22 protein-coding genes are annotated in these 16,512 nt (G+C 33.1%); all 22 read right to left on the bottom strand.

Translation table 11 applies throughout. The features are described from left to right. Positions 1-3 precede the first annotated feature (3 nt). On the bottom strand, positions 4-1,548 hold the full coding sequence (locus JFU18_RS26225) for a hypothetical protein (RefSeq protein ID WP_201034154.1): 1,545 nt from the start codon (positions 1,546-1,548) through the stop codon (positions 4-6). Next, positions 1,545-2,228, bottom strand: a complete 684-nt coding sequence (locus JFU18_RS26220; RefSeq protein WP_201034155.1) for a hypothetical protein — start codon at positions 2,226-2,228, stop codon at positions 1,545-1,547. The genes JFU18_RS26225 and JFU18_RS26220 overlap by 4 nt, the downstream gene beginning before the upstream one ends. Continuing rightward, positions 2,225-4,609: a phage tail protein gene (locus JFU18_RS26215; RefSeq protein ID WP_201050371.1), complete on the bottom strand. Its 2,385-nt coding sequence runs from the start codon at positions 4,607-4,609 to the stop codon at positions 2,225-2,227. Before JFU18_RS26215 ends, JFU18_RS26220 begins: the two co-directional genes overlap by 4 nt. Positions 4,610-4,639: 30 nt before the next feature. Continuing rightward, on the bottom strand, positions 4,640-5,044 hold the full coding sequence (locus JFU18_RS26210) for a hypothetical protein (protein ID WP_201034157.1): 405 nt from the start codon (positions 5,042-5,044) through the stop codon (positions 4,640-4,642). Beyond that, positions 5,023-5,520, bottom strand: coding sequence for a hypothetical protein (locus JFU18_RS26205; RefSeq protein WP_000210326.1), 498 nt, complete (start codon positions 5,518-5,520; stop codon positions 5,023-5,025). Before JFU18_RS26205 ends, JFU18_RS26210 begins: the two co-directional genes overlap by 22 nt. Before the next feature lie 42 nt (positions 5,521-5,562). Continuing rightward, complete coding sequence (locus JFU18_RS26200) at positions 5,563-6,159, bottom strand: hypothetical protein (RefSeq protein WP_000118567.1); 597 nt, start codon at positions 6,157-6,159, stop codon at positions 5,563-5,565. Between the two features lie 12 nt (positions 6,160-6,171). Further along, positions 6,172-6,588, bottom strand: a complete 417-nt coding sequence (locus JFU18_RS26195) for a hypothetical protein (protein ID WP_000208341.1) — start codon at positions 6,586-6,588, stop codon at positions 6,172-6,174. Next, positions 6,585-7,001: an HK97-gp10 family putative phage morphogenesis protein gene (locus JFU18_RS26190; protein ID WP_002169535.1), complete on the bottom strand. Its 417-nt coding sequence runs from the start codon at positions 6,999-7,001 to the stop codon at positions 6,585-6,587. Before JFU18_RS26190 ends, JFU18_RS26195 begins: the two co-directional genes overlap by 4 nt. Position 7,002: 1 nt before the next feature. Then, entirely contained in the window at positions 7,003-7,329 is a 327-nt protein-coding gene (locus tag JFU18_RS26185; protein ID WP_002169536.1) for a hypothetical protein, read from the bottom strand. Between the two features lie 28 nt (positions 7,330-7,357). Next, positions 7,358-7,891: a hypothetical protein gene (locus JFU18_RS26180; protein WP_201034158.1), complete on the bottom strand. Its 534-nt coding sequence runs from the start codon at positions 7,889-7,891 to the stop codon at positions 7,358-7,360. A 13-nt stretch (positions 7,892-7,904) separates the two neighbouring features. Continuing rightward, the gene (locus JFU18_RS26175) at positions 7,905-8,069 is read right to left on the bottom strand and encodes a YqbF domain-containing protein (protein ID WP_000691127.1); all 165 of its coding nucleotides are present in this window, start codon (positions 8,067-8,069) and stop codon (positions 7,905-7,907) included. 16 nt (positions 8,070-8,085) lie between these two features. After that, entirely contained in the window at positions 8,086-9,066 is a 981-nt protein-coding gene (locus JFU18_RS26170; RefSeq protein WP_002169538.1) for a phage major capsid family protein, read from the bottom strand. A 20-nt stretch (positions 9,067-9,086) separates the two neighbouring features. Beyond that, the gene (locus JFU18_RS26165) at positions 9,087-10,277 is read right to left on the bottom strand and encodes an XkdF-like putative serine protease domain-containing protein (RefSeq protein WP_085312001.1); all 1,191 of its coding nucleotides are present in this window, start codon (positions 10,275-10,277) and stop codon (positions 9,087-9,089) included. Positions 10,278-10,305: 28 nt separating this feature from the next. Beyond that, positions 10,306-11,646 carry a phage portal protein gene (locus JFU18_RS26160; RefSeq protein WP_201034159.1) on the bottom strand — a complete coding sequence of 447 codons (1,341 nt, stop codon included), beginning with the start codon at positions 11,644-11,646 and terminating at the stop codon, positions 10,306-10,308. Positions 11,647-11,739: 93 nt separating this feature from the next. Then, a complete protein-coding gene (terL, locus tag JFU18_RS26155; protein WP_242486458.1) occupies positions 11,740-12,987 on the bottom strand; it encodes a phage terminase large subunit in 1,248 nt (415 codons plus the stop codon). A gap of 189 nt (positions 12,988-13,176) precedes the next feature. Continuing rightward, positions 13,177-13,668: a hypothetical protein gene (locus JFU18_RS26150; protein WP_000113634.1), complete on the bottom strand. Its 492-nt coding sequence runs from the start codon at positions 13,666-13,668 to the stop codon at positions 13,177-13,179. Positions 13,669-13,685: 17 nt separating this feature from the next. Beyond that, entirely contained in the window at positions 13,686-13,871 is a 186-nt protein-coding gene (locus JFU18_RS26145) for a hypothetical protein (protein ID WP_000892960.1), read from the bottom strand. Between the two features lie 232 nt (positions 13,872-14,103). Then, positions 14,104-14,280: an HTH domain-containing protein gene (locus JFU18_RS26140; RefSeq protein WP_085312004.1), complete on the bottom strand. Its 177-nt coding sequence runs from the start codon at positions 14,278-14,280 to the stop codon at positions 14,104-14,106. A gap of 116 nt (positions 14,281-14,396) precedes the next feature. After that, positions 14,397-14,897 (bottom strand): sigma-70 family RNA polymerase sigma factor, encoded by a 501-nt coding sequence (locus tag JFU18_RS26135; protein ID WP_085312005.1) that lies wholly within the window; start codon positions 14,895-14,897, stop codon positions 14,397-14,399. Positions 14,898-15,167: 270 nt separating this feature from the next. Then, a complete protein-coding gene (locus tag JFU18_RS26130) occupies positions 15,168-15,548 on the bottom strand; it encodes an ArpU family phage packaging/lysis transcriptional regulator (RefSeq protein WP_085312006.1) in 381 nt (126 codons plus the stop codon). A gap of 63 nt (positions 15,549-15,611) precedes the next feature. Beyond that, positions 15,612-15,788, bottom strand: a complete 177-nt coding sequence (locus JFU18_RS26125) for a Fur-regulated basic protein FbpA (RefSeq protein WP_085312007.1) — start codon at positions 15,786-15,788, stop codon at positions 15,612-15,614. Positions 15,789-15,792: 4 nt separating this feature from the next. After that, positions 15,793-16,407: a hypothetical protein gene (locus JFU18_RS26120; RefSeq protein WP_201031499.1), complete on the bottom strand. Its 615-nt coding sequence runs from the start codon at positions 16,405-16,407 to the stop codon at positions 15,793-15,795. Positions 16,408-16,512: the final 105 nt, after the last annotated feature.

The raw sequence follows: 16,512 nt of genomic DNA, 5'->3' as shown, positions 1-16,512 counted from the left end.
CCCCTAATTTACCCTTGTAACAGACCAAGTTTTTGCTGGCCTTTGGGTATAATAGTGATCTTTATCTTGATTTACTCGAGGAAATGATAAATCTGGTAAGGAACCATAATCGAACAAGATATTATTCTTGGTATCTAGTACTTGCAAACGGCCTGTAAGAATCCCTTTAGGATTTCGAACCGCTTCAAATACAATGATATTTACTCCATATTCAAGCGAAATATCAACGTATGTAGGATTGTTCCGAATGAAATAATTTTCTTCGACTAATTTATTGTTACAATAAATATTTAATAAATCTCCATCCTCTACATCCCAATCCCAAAGCTTTAATCTTAATGTATCTACATTTACTGTGATTCCTGCTATATCTGTATACGGGGTAGGTTCATACCCATAGTTAACAGATAAATCTAAAGTTTGATAGAATCCATCATCAGCAGAAATCATTGTGTTAATTCCTTTAACAAAGTAATTCCATTGTTGTCCAGAATCCCTATTATAGACGGAAACCACATCGAACAATTGAATTTGTGGATTCCCTATCACAGCAACTGTTAATGTTCTGAATTTTTGAATCGATTTTAAATGATAAGCTGCAGCAACTGCCCTTCTTGCAAAGAATGTTGTTGCCCAGGGTACTTCTATCATTTCCTCTCGCAAATCCCCTAAAGAGACATTTTTAAGTAAGAATGAATTAATAAAACCATTAGCATAATCTCCACATTTAATAACAATACTATTACTAATATCCTGATCTGTTAATTGCATATCTAAAGAGATAAGGTTTTCCCCTTCTCTAAAACTAAATTTGGCAAGTTCGTTAATTTCGTAGTCTGGCATTTTCATAAATGTACAACTTCCATCTGGTTCATGTTTAATGTAGTGGAATGTTGTATCTATAATATCCCGTACAATTTCATCCCACTTTTGAAACCTCTTTCCAGTTGCCCCTTCAACAATCCAACTTTCATTGGTCCCAGGAATGTTTACCCTACTTCCGTGTAATGTAACTCCTGCTTTTTCAAGGAAGAATTTCACTACATCATACACATTTCCAGTCGGTGCAACAATTTCATCTGATCCCGGCGTTGGAATTACTGATTTTTGTAGAACCTTTTTATAAGATGTTGTGCAGGTAACTGATATTGTGCCGCTTTCGGCATTCACCTTTACGTCAGATACAAAACCATGTATATACGGTAAAGCTTCTTCACCATAACCGATAGAAACCTTAAATTCAGTCTGCGGATATAGTTGGTTTGTGTTTGTTACTTCACTGTTGTAAAACCATTCTTGAATGGAAGAAAACTTACCATACCAGTTATCAGGTGCCATTTTCCCATATTCATTAGCAAAGGTAATAGAAAATGTACTTGCGAACTGATCTGCGTTCTCCTGCACTTCCAGGCTCATTACACGATGTTGTATTTGTACATAAGAAGAAGATCCTCTTTTTTTCATATAAATAATTAAATTAGGAGCATTATTCCCCACTTGGAAATAGCTCCCCAACATTCTGATTAAAGAAATAGATCCTTCTCTCACATTCCATCAACTCCAATACCTGCTTGTGACATAGATATTAATTTACACTTTGCTATTACTAGCGTTCCTTTACGTATTGCATCAACTTCATTAGGCGGTATTATACCACCATAGGTACCGTAATCACCTGTAATAATATGAGGGCGATATATTTCCCCCATGAACTCACGCCAATGGCTGATATCATTGAATAAAGCAGTAAATTCTACTTCACATCCTTTATTACCAGTACTTTGGTAACGAGGATATCCATGCATAACATTGTAATTTTTTAATCCGTTTAAGGATTTAGGCATTTTCGTTTGTTCAATCATTGCAATTGTAGGTATAGGTCCATATGCATGATAATAAACATCACGCAAATAGGCTACGTCAGAAGAACCGTAACCGATTGTTGTAAATTCAATTGTTTGTGGCCCTGCACCAACAAAAATTTCTCTTGCTTCCCAGGCATAAGCACCTCTTGCTCTAAATTTTTCAATACCATTTACTCGAACAATAAAGTATTTATCTGGTAACATACCATCAGAACCAATAGGAACTTGGGACATAAAAGAAAAATTATATGTCCCAGGCCATGAAAAATTAATAGTATATTTAATTGTACTTTTTAATTCTGTAGCATCCCAAAAGAGATGATATGAACCAGCTCTTCTATGCAATGTTTTTAATATACTCATACATTACGCACCGCCATTCCCATTAGATCGTCAGCAACTACGTTTTGTAGTAATTTTCTCATTTTCACAAAATCCTCTGCGGTTTGCAATTTTTCAACCGCAACTTTGAATGTAGCATTTTGAATTGTAACACCTTTATCTGTTTTCTTTTCAACAGAAGAGTGCCCAGCAAATGGATGTGCAGCTTTTCCAATCATATCAGCAGAATGTGCCCCCATTTGTCCAATTTGGGTAGATACATCCGTTACTAGTTGCATCGGTTTCGGTGGAACAATCGCTTTATTTAACAATCCAGAAGCCTTGTCTACAGCCGGAATCATTTTTTCCATCCCTACACCAAGACCTTCTGTAATATATCCGCCGTATTCCATCATTAGACGCGAAGGAGATTTTATACCAAAGAAACTTTTAACTGCTTTTGGTATTCCGTCTACAACGCCTTTAGCTTTATCAACAACCCAGCCAGCCATAGATGTCATACCTTTACCAATACCAGCAATAATATCTTTCCCCCAGCTTACAGCGTCGTTTGCTATCCCCTTAACTATAGAACCAACTTTACCGAATACATCCTTTACTGTATCAACAATGCCGTCAAACGCTCCGACGATAGCTTTTTTAATTGCTGCAAAGTTACTTACTATGAAATCTTTAATAGCACCAACAACACTAAATATTGTGTTTTTTATCTTATTAAAGTTATCGACCACAAAGTTAACAAATGTCCGAACAGCACCTATTATTGTATCTTTAATAAAATTCCATGCGGTTACAATAATAGACTTTACGATATCCATTACAGTCGTAATTGTGTTTTTTATAAAATGAAATGCTGTAACCACAAAATTCTTTATGGACTCTAAAACAGTTATAAAAATTGTTTTAATTACATTCCAAATCGTAGAAACAACCGTTTTTATTCCATTCATTACAGTCGTAATTATGCTATGAATTGTTTGAAACACACTACTTACAACTGATTTTAAGAAGTTTAATACAGTCGTAAAAATTACCTTTATTCCATTCCACACTGTAGAAATGACGGTTTTTATCCCATTCATCACAGTCGTAATTATGCTGCGAATTGCTTGAAATGCACCACTTATAAATGATTTCAAAAAGTTTAGCACCGTCGTAAAAACTGTTTTTATAATATCCCAGCCAGTTTTAAAAATACTTTGCCATATTTTAATAGCAGTAGAAATATAGCTTTTAATAAATTCTAAAGCAAACTTAACAACACTTTTTATTACATTTAGCACTGTATTAAATATCGTTTTAATTAAATTCCAACCAATTTCAAATGTCTTTTTCCATATGTTGATATACATTGTAATTACAGTAGTAATTATTTTCCATGCCCCGCTAAGTATTTTATCTATAAACGATACCGCAGATTGGAATACCTTTTTTGTTCCTTCCCAAAAACTTGAGAAAAACTTTGACAAGCTATCCCATACTGACTTCGCAACTTTAACGATAGCATCCCAGGCTTTAGAACAAATATCACCGATCCATTGCACTGCCTGCTTTGTATATTTCACAATTGAATCCCAATTTTTATACAGCACATATACTAAAGCAACCATTGCAATTATTGCAATGCCCCATGGGCTTAATACTAATGAAAACATTGATTTTCCAAGACCAGTCAATATCTGTGCAAACTCACCAAAAACTTTAATAAGTTTTAAGGCATCTTTAATAATCGCCGTAATTGCACCTGGTATTTGCATCAATGTTTTAACTATATTTACAAGGCCACCAATGATTTCACTCGCCTTAGATATAAGACTAGAAACAGATTTTATTAACTCAACCGTTTGTTTCAAAGATGGTATTACTATATTGGAAATCTTCACGACTTGTTGAGCGATAGGTTGAATAGTTCCAGCCAAACTCTTTGCATCTTTTTCAGTTAACCCGAGCATATCCTGTAGTTTTTTTTGAGAGCCTTCCAAATCATTAGCAAATTGTAAAGCTTTGCTATTGACTTGTTCTATCGGTTTTGTGACTTTATTTGAAATAGTGTCACCAAACGTTTGCATTTGCTTGCTAATATTCCCAAGAGAATCTGCTGATTTTTGGATTTTTTCTTGCATTGTATTAGAGGCTTTTTGCACTCTCTCTTCAAACTTTTCTACACCTTTATATGCCTGATCCGCTTTGTTACCAATCTTCCCAAAAACATTGGTCGCCCCGCTACCAAATTTTTGAATTTGGCCATTTATTTGATTAAGTACTTCTGCTGGTTTTTGAAATTTTTCTTGTATGTTCTTAGAAGCCTTTTGTAAACTTTCCTCAAACTTTGCTAAATCCTTATAAGCTTCATCTGCTTTAATTCCAATTGTGCCGAACAACTGGAATACTTCTGTAAACATTCACTCCCCCCTTTCTAACTAGGAAGTTTTTTATTCCTTATCGTCTTCAAACTGAAACTCTGCAATCAGCTTATTTGCATGGTCGATACATTCCTCTTTGGACCAAACTTCCATAGTCTCATTTTCTTCCCCATCCGACGTAGATTCCGTAAGTCCAAAAGCTTGCAAATAGTCATGAAAAGTTGTTCCTTCTTCTAATTGCCTTGTTTGAAATCCGATAAAGGCCATCTTTTTCCATTCATTTAATTCTTCTTGCTGCTCTTCCTGACTAATAAAAGAAAATAAGTCCATTAAACGAGAATACGGTATGGATAAGACATAATCATCTGTCCATCCATACCGTTTTTGGACTTTATCAAAAGCCCTTAGCATATTTTGCTCTGTTTCTTCTATGTATTTATTAGATTCATTTTCTACATTTCTTGTTTGTTCCATTTGAGACTTTGAGATTTGATTAGACCCTTGACCTGATTGAAAAAAGACATTAAATCTTCACTTTCTAATAATCCTTCAATAACTGCTACCATGGCTTCTGGTGGTAACTGATCGAATTCTTCACGCTTAATCTGTAATAGACTAGAGAAAAATTCCGAAAACTCATCTTCACATTCCGGAATCATAGACAATAATTGAAAGACAAACTCTAAACCCTTTTCTTTTTTTTGTTTTTCAATTTCATTTAACTGTTCTTGTTGCTCTTCATTCATTTGGGCCAATTGGATTTTTTCATCGATTTCATTCTTTTCTTTCCCAAACTCCATAAAATCAGTCATTGCATGACGACCAACTTTAGAAATAATCTTAGTAAAACGCCAAACATCTTTTACATTTAAACGTCTCATCTTCATCTTCTGACCTGAAATTGTAATTTCTGTACTATTATGCATCATTTTTTCTAGCATTGTTGTCATATTTAATATCTCCTTTTATGACCTAAAAATAAAACCTACAACTTATTTACTTGTTGTAGGTAATTTAGGTGCTTTTTTCTTTGGTAAATAAATTTCATAAGGGGGTGTATTAGGCGAACTTTCGCTATAATGACCAATAAATTTGCATTTAAGTCCTACAGTTCCTTTACCATCTTTTAAATCAATTTCTACAGAAGAAACAACCATTGCATTTCGGATAACAAAAATAACCGGAATATCACTTCCTGAAACTACACCTACTATTGCAATATCACTATAACTTGTGTCTTTAATTTCATTGGTTGGTTTTACAATGTTATAATCGTTATCAGTCGTACTATCTACATCTACGCCTGGTAGAGCTAACTCTAAATTTTCTTTCGTAAATTCTACAAGTGTAACCTCCATATGTGGTTCATCTTTTAATAGCCATTTTCCGCGAACTAGTTTTCCTAAAACACCATCAATATCAGCATCATAGTATTCTCTAGTAAACCCCACTTTACAGCCACCTGTAGTAGCTCCTAACATCTCACCTAGGTCTTTTACACTTTTAAAACCTTTATACATTACACCCGGTCCAATAACAAAATTATCAGTTGTACCCTCACGTACACCATTAATAAGCTTCCAACTCATTTTTTTCCCTCCTTAATATAATTCCATTCTTCCTACCCGTACAAGAAACTTAATACTAATATGAATAATTGATGGATCTTCATCCGGAACTGCAACACTGCCTGCTCGATGAATTGTAATAATACCAGAATCTCTTAACAATCCCGCTTCTCTGTCTAACAAATGTTCTATTCGCCTTGAAATTACATCCGCTTTTTCATAATCACCTTGGCCACAATATATATCAAAAGTGAGAATCATCCGATCAATTACCTCTATATCATCCGGATTATTAGATTCAATTCTCATTACCGCATAAGGCATTTTCATATCTTTTTGTGCAGTTTGAAATGTAAGAGCGGGCTCTCCTTCATATTTCGATAGGTTACTTTGCACAATTGTATCTTTTTCAATAATATTTCTGATTGTTGCAATCGCTTTTGTCGTCATTGTTCTCCTCCCAATGTCCTTTTTAATTCCCCACGCTCTTTTTCAAACGTTTTTAAGAAAAAAGGTCGGGCTTCTACAGTACTTGTACCATTTTCGACATACACCGCTCTTTTTAATTGACTTCCAATCGTTCCTACTACTTCAGTATCTGTAATATGTAAGCCATATTTAATGGAATCTTGTAATTCTCCCGTTCTAGAAGCAAATGTCTCTCCTGGTTTTGAAGCAATATATGTGCGACTCGATCGTGGAATTTTATACTTCACACCATTGTGACTACCTGATACTGTTTGTTTCATTTCTCGTTGAAGTTGATTACAAGCACTTATAATTCTTTCTACCATTATTTTATCAAGTTGTTCTTTAACCTGTTCTACATTACGTGTAACCATGAATTCCGATGTATTCGTCATTTTACTCCAACAACTCACAATACAATTCAATATGGTGATTTAAAAATGATGGATTTCTTGGTTCTCCTCTTACCTCAAATACATAATCATGAAAATAGATTACATCATTTGTATGGATGTTATGTTCTGCAGAAGTATAAATTTTAAAATTCGGCTCAAAATTTTGTTTATTTCTTTTTAACCTTTCATTATCTACCGCTGTGTGTGTTGTTACACGACACTTCATTCTTTCATAAACAATGACAGGCTCTTCTTTAAAATTTCCTGCCGGCTGTTTTACCTTTTGATTCCTTTTCACAGTTACTTCATGTATATATAATTCTTCCATATCTAATGTTCACAGCCTATTCTTTCATTCATAATGCTATTAAAGGGTTTCTACTTCGGTATTTTTTTAATACTTTTAAAACCTTTTTATTAACAGTTTCCTCATCTAGCGATTCAATATTTATTTCATATGAATAATCTCCGATATTTGCTGATTTTTTCATATTTTCATATTGTAGATTTGTTCGAATTACCGCATAGCACGTCATATCGATGATGCATTTTTTCATTAAAGTCAAAAGCCCATCATAATCTTGTATTGTATACTCAAATTCATATAATTGATTCTCACTTAAACCATATACAGTGCAACCATCAGAAAAAACTGAATTGGTAACTTCTTCTCCAGAACCAATATGGATTACCTTGTTCAAATTTTCTGCTCGAAAAGAAAGCCAAGCCAATTTACTTGTTCTAACTTTCTCTTTCATTGGGTTACTTGGCTTACTCATCAAATAGTTTTTAGTAATCAATTCATATTGACTAATGAGCTCCTGGATTACCGTATCGGGCATTCGTTGAACATTCACCCTGTTCTTTATGTCCTGTACAGTAATTTCCATCCTTCCACCTCTTTTACTTCTCTTTCTTTTTAACCTCTATACTATCTATTAACTTAAAATGTCCTGTACTCAGTAAATAGTTTGCTTTTTCATTTGCAACCTTTTCCTTTACTCCGTTAAAAAAAGTATAGCCATATGCAGTATATGTACCGCCTAATTTTAATTCTATAATCTTCATATGCAAATTACCTTACTTAATTCCCAAATTTATCAGGTATATTAGTAAGAATTGCTACTGCGTCCATTTCTTGAATAACTGCATCATCATCCAAATGAATTACATAGAATCGCTTATCTTCCATAACAGCAGATTTACCTTCTACAGTCTTACGAACTCGCGTGTCATACGTATTTACCGCAATAAAGTTTTTAGGATCTGCAAAAATAATTACATCATCTTGAAGAGAAGGAACTGTGACAATCTCATACCCCAACGGCTTATTAACTTGATCCCCTGCACCTAATAATGCAGCATCGCCTAAGCCAGTTGAACGAGTTGTTAAATATTCAATCCACTTCTCTCTACGAGCAGGTGACATAATCCACTTTAAACCTTCATTTTTATATTTATTAGGCATCGCCTTAGATAAATTAAAGATTGAGTCTTTACTAAACCCGGCGCTAGCTTCAGCATCTCCCGTTCCCGTCACTAATTTAAAATGATCGACAATATGAGATTTACTTGATTGTTTAATTAGTTTTAACCAGCCATCATTAATTTGAAGAAATGGGTCCTCTGAAGTTACATCCCCATTCCAATGCAGATCTTCAAGGTCAATACCTAACTGAGTTGACATTAATGTCATAACAGTATCTTCATATCCTTCACCTTCGATATTTTCTCGAAGTAGCTCCTCCGTTATCTCCCATGGTAAACGAATAGAAACTGTATCATATTCAACTTTCGACGTTTCTACACCTGCTCGATAGCCATCATCACTATTTTCCATTTTCCTACGTAAAATTCGACCACCGATTGCAATTTTATCTAATTCACCTTTTTTCGCTTTACGAATCTCTTTGCGATGCAATTGAGAAAATGGAGTTGCATCAAATACCATTCGGAAAAATTCTTTACTTTGTTCCGGATATAATAGCCCCGCTTTCATTCCTCCCGTTGTCATTGTACTCTTTTCAATTCGTTCAATACGTGCTAATAATTCTTTATTATTCATAGATTCATTTCTCCTTATCTTTATAGATCTAATCCTACCCATTTATTTACTGGTTTTCTCATCTCATTTGTTGGTTTGGCATCGGCCCCAAGACTTTTACGAACCTGTGCTGATTGCTCAATTACTTCAAGTCTCTTTGAAATGGGATCTATTACCTTCTGAATAAATTCACTAGTCTTTTTAGATTCTCTGTCATTTCCTAATTCATTAGTATCATGAGTTGACTCAAGTTCTTTATTTAACTGTTCTTCCAACTCCTGTAACCTCTCGAGAAAAGGACCCATTTCTCTCTTTACAATGTCTTTAATTTCATCTAAATTTTGGTCTATGTTTTTTTGCAGCTTATTTTCTTTAATTTGGTTCATCAAAGAAATCATTTCATCAAATTTTTTATCATTTTTCTTATATAAGATTGTGCCCGCTTCATTTATGGAATTAATTGTAATATCTTCCGGTGAGAAATCTGTATCACCACCCTTCATTGTATTTAAAATGTCCTTCATTTCATCTAAGGTGGAAACCATACGCTTAATATCTACATTTCCCTCCCAAATCCCAACATAAAATACATCTTCAAACAAATTAAATACCTTTTGCATCTTAGAGTTATGTTTATTATTTAATGACTGATTATCCATCTCCTGAGTTTGTTCCTCGTCACAATGTGACTTAAAAAAACTAAACATCTTACGAATTACACCTTTCTCATCTTGTGTAAACTCATCCATTTGTGGCATCTGCATTCTTTCTCCAACCCCTCCCATCGAAAAGCCTGTGATTTTCCCTTTTTTAATTTCTTTCCATGTTTCACTATCGTCTACTCGAACAGTCATAAGCCATGTTCCTTTTTTAATATTTTGTTTTCCAACAACCGTATTATTTTTAGTAATCCAGCTTTCTACTACTGTTCCTTTTCCTGCCAACTCGTCATGGTTTTTATCTATGTATCTATATTTCTCTAAAAAATTATAAGCCGCTCTTTCAATTTCTTCAGCCGTCATGATATCACCATGTGCATCTTCTATATTGGGTTCATAAACAACCCCTGTTACAAGTTGTTTTTCATCTTCCCTCTTTAAAATAGGAACATTTTTCAAAACATTAGAGCCATTCATGTTCATACCCTTCATAATTGCAAATGGCCTACCATTAGCCCCTTTTGTTACTAATGAAACATAATTAATTTCTACATTTTTCAATTCATTTGGCATAATATATTCCTACTTTCTAGCAAGACTACTAAATCGAATTTGAATCTTCATTTAAAAATTTATCTCCTTCTAGAACTGGTTCGTATCCAATGACTTTTCGGCATTCATTTCTTGTTAATATACTCTTGTCGTATCCATCTATTGCATATTGCATATCACTCGCTCGATCATCCGTATCAATTTCATTTAATTGAAACTGCCAGTCCAATTCCCCTAATGTTCCTGTAAACTCTTTAAATAATTGTGTATTTAATCGATGTTCTAAAATTTGTTGACCTGGTTCAATAATTGATCGTTTATACATTTCATTCATTTCTTTTGCTGTCGTCTGCCCAAGTGATCCTGTCATAGCCCAACCAATCCTATATGGTGGCACCCGATGAGCTATACAAATTTCCATGGCATTATCTTGACGATATAAACGAAAGCTCGCTTCTTTGACATCTGGCCCTAATTTCTCTAAGCGAGCTTTTGCTCCTTCAGGAACAGGAACAACTGCTAACTTATGATGTTCTCCTTTTGTTTCGACAGAGAAAAAAGTTTTTAATTCTCTTTCAACTGAATCATCTATTTCATCAACACCCTCAACAAACAAAACAGCATCTGGAATTGTTTTACCAGTAAAATAATTAATATTGTAATCTCTTACAGCTTGTGATCCTACAATTGAACCAATTGAACTCACATAATCCGGAATACCATAGTATGATGATCTAGAACCAAATTTACGAATTACAATAACTTCACCAGCTTTTTCTTCAGTGTCTAATAACGAGTTTTCATCTAAGCTATCACTAATTATTTCTCCATCTATCAACCTAAAATCATATGGATAACTAAATCTTTTAAACCATCTCTCCTCATTATTTACAATCTGTGCAAATCGAATCTTATCTTTGTGCGCACGTACCGTATGTGCTGGAATATGATGAAGCTGCGCTGGTTCTCCTTTCAAATTACGAACAACTTCTATAATTCCCCAACCTACAGTTTCATAATCCTCCCAAACTGCCCTAAGTATTTCGCTACTTGTCATTTCATTGTTGCAATATCTCATAAAACGCTTTAATTCTTTATATTGTTCTTGATTTGCCTCTGTCACTTCATCTAGCGGTGCAAAGTCAAATCCTATACCAGCAATATCATTTACTTTTGCACTAATACATGCCGAGTGAATAGGGTTACTTTCTCTCAAATTTAATAATACTTGCATATCATATGGAGGCTTTACTAGTTCTTTATCACCGTACACTTGTGCAAATGGATCAATTGTCATTTGTTTACTTTGCAGTTCCTCATTCCGTAAATTCATCTCACGATTTTGTAATTTAAGTACTTTCACATTCTTAATTGCTTTCTTCTCAGCCATAAAACCTACGCCCCCTTTCATATACAAATCATTTATTCAATGTATTTCATAAAAACTTTACCAATACAAAAAAGCTGAACAATACATGTTCAGCTAAACTCTTTTTATTTTTCCACCCATTATTTTTTTTTGCTTAGTAAAAAAGTATTCTAAGGCTTGTGACGTTGTATCTACTTGATCATTATGCTTACCAGATGGGAAAGACGCTAATTCATCTATATAATCATATACCCAGGATTGTATTTTAGGATTAGGTATATATACATTCCCAGATTGAAATTCAGGGGATATCGCCTCAGCACGTGTCTCTTTTGAACCCTGTGGGTTTATAGGAATAATTCCACTTATTTCATTCTTCAATGAACTAATAATAGCTGGACCATTTGCTTTTTTTTCAACTAATTTCGGAATGGACTTTTTAAACTCAGAATTCCGAAGAATCGACTCATATTTATGATGAAAAACAACAAATGCTTTCTTTGTTTCTAGGAAATTCATTTGCGCCCTCACTTGATCAATTAAATATTTGTCTCCATCTATTTTTCCCCAAATCTGCCCAACCACAAATGAACTTTTATTTGTAGTGTTATCAAAAGCCATATCCCAGGAAGTAATAATTTGATCAAATTGTTCCCAATTTGGTAATGCATCATAATATTGAAACCAGTGCCTTTTGAAAATATTCCCTATATCACTTGATGGTTTTTGTTGCCATAAAGATAACCATGAGCGTGCAGAGGAAAACTTCTTTTTATCTTCATAATAATTTTGGCCATAGTGTTCAACCCATAAGCCTCTACCTATTTCTCTGTTCAATGGATCATCCCTTGACTCTGCTATAGCAGGAATTGATAACACAGTCCATTTCTCCTGTTCTTTCTCTAACAATCTACCAGCTAAATCGTCCTCATGCCATCGCGTCAAAATTAGAATTACCTTTGCACCTTTTTGTAAACGTGTAGATAAAGTATCTTCCCATTCATCCCATAGTCTATTTCGGTATGTAATTGATTCGGCCTCTTGGCGATTTTTAATAGGGTCATCAATAATTAATAAATCTGCTCCTTCCCCTGTAATCGAACCACCAACTCCTACAGACAACATTCCACCAGAGTGGTTATGTAGTGCCCAATCTGTTACGGAACCTTGCCGCTCATCAATTCTAATGTTAAATATTTCTTTACCAAACTCTTCAATTTTAGCACGATTTCTTCTACCAAACTTTTCAGCTAAACTTGATGCATAAGATACCTCTATAACTCTCCTATTTGGGTAATTTCCTAAATACCAACTTGGCAATGTTTCTGTTATAGACTGTGATTTTGAATGCCTAGGTGGCATAAACACCATTAATCTATTAGTCGATAATTTCTCTTCAATTAAATCTTGGCAAATCTTTGTTATTAATTTTGTGTGCTTTGCATGTTTATAGAATCCCTTATGTGTATACTGAACATAGAAAGGGGTAGTTCACTTTTGCCAATTCCTTAAATGTATTTTCATCTATTAACTTGTGCACATTCATCCGTGTCATGATTGTAATTCTCCTCCTTGAACTTTCTCAAATAATTTCATAGCTAAATCAAGCATTTCCTCATCACACCCAATTTTCATAGCCATTTTATTATGCTCTACTTTCATTTCTCCTGAATGATTTACGTTTGCTTGCAATTGATCTTTTCTTCCCCATTTAGTTGGGAATTTTCTTTCTAATCTCCATGCTGCAGCTTTCCAATTAGATTTTGCATGCTCCCCAATTGTTTCAACGTCTCTCGCTTCACTAAATGCTAATGCCTGATCAATTTCCATGACTAACTTTACATAAATCTTATCTTTTCTCGGTACTACTTCACCTGTCTTTTCACTTGTTTCAATTGCTCTACGCCCTTGTTTTAACCAAACATAAACTATACTTCTACTAATTCCAACTAACGCACATGCGGTTTCAATATAATTCCCTACTTTAATATATTGAGTCAACCTATTTATCAGCTCATCATTCAATTTCATTGGTCGCGCCACTAGCAGTCCCTCCCATTTTAACTCATCATTTGTACTTCTTTTTCTAAACACTCAATACATATTGTTGTTATATTGTCGTCAACTACCTCACGAATTAACATTTGTTCACAATACTGAATTGTGATTGGAAATTTCAAAACCCATAAACATTTTTCAAGGCAAATTGAACATATTGGCATTGTATCTATATCTTGTTCTAACATCTAATCGCATCCTTCTTTAGTTTTTCATGTACTACTGCCTATTTTGTAGTAAATAAAAAGATGCCGTCATTTTTAAAATTTCTCATTTAATTTATAGATACCCTTCGAATTACTCATTCTTTTTGCTAGTATCCATTCTTCATTTTTTATATTTCATTTAAACTTATTTAATTACTATCTATTTATAGGTGGCACTATGGTGACAAGAATGTATTTGCAAATAAAAAAAGCCTTAACTACTTTCGCAGAAAAGACTTTCTCTTACTTGTTTAGCAATTTTTATTTCAGATCTATATAGAATCGTTTTAATTGTACTTCTTGAAACATTTAAATATTTAGCAATTTTCTCTTGTGTAATGCCTCTTCCTCTTGACATGATTAATTTATAGATATTCTGCGAGTTACTCATTCTTTTTGCTAGTATCCATTCTTCATTTTTTATATTTCATTTGAACTTATTTTATTACTATCTATTTATAGGTGGCACTATGGTGACAAGAATGTGTTTGTAAATAAGAAAAAGCCTTAACTACTTTCGCAGAAAAGACTTTCTCTTACTTGTTTAGCAATTTTTATTTCAGATCTATATAGAATCGTTTTAATTGTACTTCTTGAAACATTTAAATATTTAGCAATTTTCTCTTGTGTAATGCCTCTTCCTCTAGACATGATATATATTTCTCTTTCATATTTTGTCAAAGTAGAGAGCGCATCTTCTAGTTTTATTCTTTCCCATTCTGAAATGATACTTTCCTTGTTTTCATCATCCCATTCATATGTTGTATCAGTACTACGAAAATACCTTTGCATTAACAAGGAATCATATGATTTTTCTCGTTGGTAAGCAGCTCTACGTTCTATTCCCCGACGATTACCCGGCATCTTTGCATTCTTCATCCACTCCAAAGCATATGTGACATCACTAATCATACTCGTTAATATTTTAATTTCTTCTTCTTTTGCACTTATTTTGGCACGCTCTAACTTACATAACGTTTCCTTATATTGGATAATTAAATCTCGCATATACTATTCCCACCCTTATAACAAAGCAAAATTGTTAAAAATAGAGACCATCTAAATCTACATTTAATTTCCATTTATTTTTTCTCACCAAAAAACTAAAATTATTAAAAAACTCTTGCTTAATACTATTTATCTTTGCTACTTTGTACTTATATGATATACGTATATAACGATTCGTTTTTATCTCTTTTTCATCATTTTTTTACATAAAAATAACCACCTGCTTGTTTACACAGGTGGTTATAATCCATATTAAAAACTTATTCATTATTAGTAATCTTTACACTCCTCAACCTCAATCCCTAATGCATATGCATAGTTGTAAAAAGCAGTATTCCTTTTTCTATAATAATCTCCCTCGGATAAATTCAACTCTTTCATAATCTCATATCTATTAACTCGATTTTTCAACAAATATATTTGAATAATTATTCTATCACTTTCAATATCTAGCTTTTCTAACCCTTTGTTCATCGCAATAATATAATTGATCCGCTCTTCTTTCGCATTTTCTTTTAATATTTTTTCTTTCGAGAGTATTGTTTCGTTAAGATAATTACACTTCATAAATAATCTGTATTTCTTTATAGCTTTCAGTACATTTTCTTTTGTAGCTTCTTTATTTAATACTGGTAATTCTATATTTAACATGTTAAGCCCCTTTCTTATCATTTATCCTTAATCATAATTTAAATTTCATATATTAATTTGCTATTAAGGCTTACATTCTTTATGTATTATTTCATACATTGTATTGCTAACATTTATTTTCTTATCATTATGATTTTTGATTAATTTTATTAACTCATCACTATTTAATTCGTACAATTGTTTATCCTTATATTTGTAAATTCCATTTTCAATAAGTTGATTAATTAAAAATAACTTCATCTTGCTACACCACCATATCTTCAACGAAAAATTGAATCTCAATATCTTTTGAATTATAATAAGAAATTTCTCCCCCATTAATCGGAACACATCCTACTACAATTTGAGATTCACTTCCACTTTTTACAATAGCCACTTTATACAATTTATTATCTCTTTCAACTACATCACCAAGTCTAAACTCATCTATTTTACGCCCTTTGATAGCGAATAATTTTGCCCGTTCAAATAATAATTTTTCACTTTTTTCAGCTTTCCTAATTTTTAATTTCGTACGCCTTTCAAAATGACCATAATTATTAGAGAACTCCTCTCCATTAATCCAGAACCAACTACCATGCTTTATTTCTTTTTCGTTTTCTTTACAATATTCAGCGATGAATTTTTCATTTTTTTCATTTTCAATATACAATAGTTCTCCTTTTCGAATAGTTTCTCTACAATCTATAAATTCATTCTCAAAAAAGAAATTAATTTGTTGATAACTTTCTTTTTTACCTAAATAATCAGCAATCACTCTTTCCCCTTCTATTTTCCAACACATCGGTGTCTCTTGTACTGTTGTAATCCAATTTGTTTTCATTCGTTTAATTACTTCAAATCCTTTATATGTTCTCATTTTCAAGATGCCTCCATTTAATTATTTAAAACATATTAAATAAACTTAAAAACTGCTTTCAATGTACATACGTGGAATTTCTGATCAAATGCTGTTTCCATTCCT

Origin of the sequence: Bacillus sp. TH22, assembly GCF_016651015.1 — a bacterium.
In the GTDB taxonomy this organism is placed as follows: domain Bacteria; phylum Bacillota; class Bacilli; order Bacillales; family Bacillaceae_G; genus Bacillus_A; species Bacillus_A mycoides.
The sequence above is the reverse complement of the archived record's forward strand: the minus strand, read 5'-3'. Positions and strand labels throughout refer to the sequence as shown.